This window comes from Dietzia sp. HMSC21D01 (assembly GCF_001815995.1).
GTDB lineage: Bacteria > Actinomycetota > Actinomycetes > Mycobacteriales > Mycobacteriaceae > Dietzia > Dietzia cinnamea.
On sequence record NZ_KV823616.1, the window covers coordinates 1 to 562 of the forward strand.

A 562-nucleotide genomic window follows, 5' to 3' on the forward strand; every position below is an offset into this window, starting at 1 on the left:
GTTGACGTACTGGCCGTCCTCCAGCTCCAGCGCCGCCCGGGCGGCCATGGCTTTGCGGTCGCGTCCGATCCTGCTCATCAGCGCTGTCCTTCCGAGGGCGGGTTGGTGGTGGTCTTCTCGATCCACTTGGTCTGGGCGACCTGCTCCGGGGTCAGTTCCACCAGGCGGTGGACGAAGATGCCCGGGAGGTGGATGTCGTCGGGGGCGAGTTCGCCGACCTCGACGATCTTCTCGGCCTCGACGATGCAGACCCGGCCGGCCATCGCCGCGAGCGGCGAGAAGTTGCGGGCCGTGAGGTTGAAGCGGAGGTTGCCGCTGCGGTCGGCCACCGCGGCGCGCACCAGCGAGTAGTCGGCCTCGATGGCCTGCTCGAGCACGTAGGTCTCGCCGCGGATCTCGCGGGTCTCCTTGGGCGGGGACGCCACCGCGATCCCGCCGGACGAGTCGTACTTCCACGGCATGCCGCCGTCGGCGACGAACGTGCCGACGCCGGTGCGGGTGTAGAACGCCCCGATGCCGGATCCGCCGGCGCGCATCCGCTCGGCGAGCGTGCCCTGCGGGG

Annotated in this window: 1 protein-coding gene; it reads right to left on the reverse strand. The window is 71.0% G+C overall.

Annotated features, from left to right (window positions below):
* Positions 1 to 77: 77 nt before the first annotated feature.
* A partial coding sequence (locus tag HMPREF3086_RS00590; protein ID WP_246830833.1) for a CoA transferase subunit A occupies positions 78 to 562 on the reverse strand: 485 nt, incomplete at its 5' end.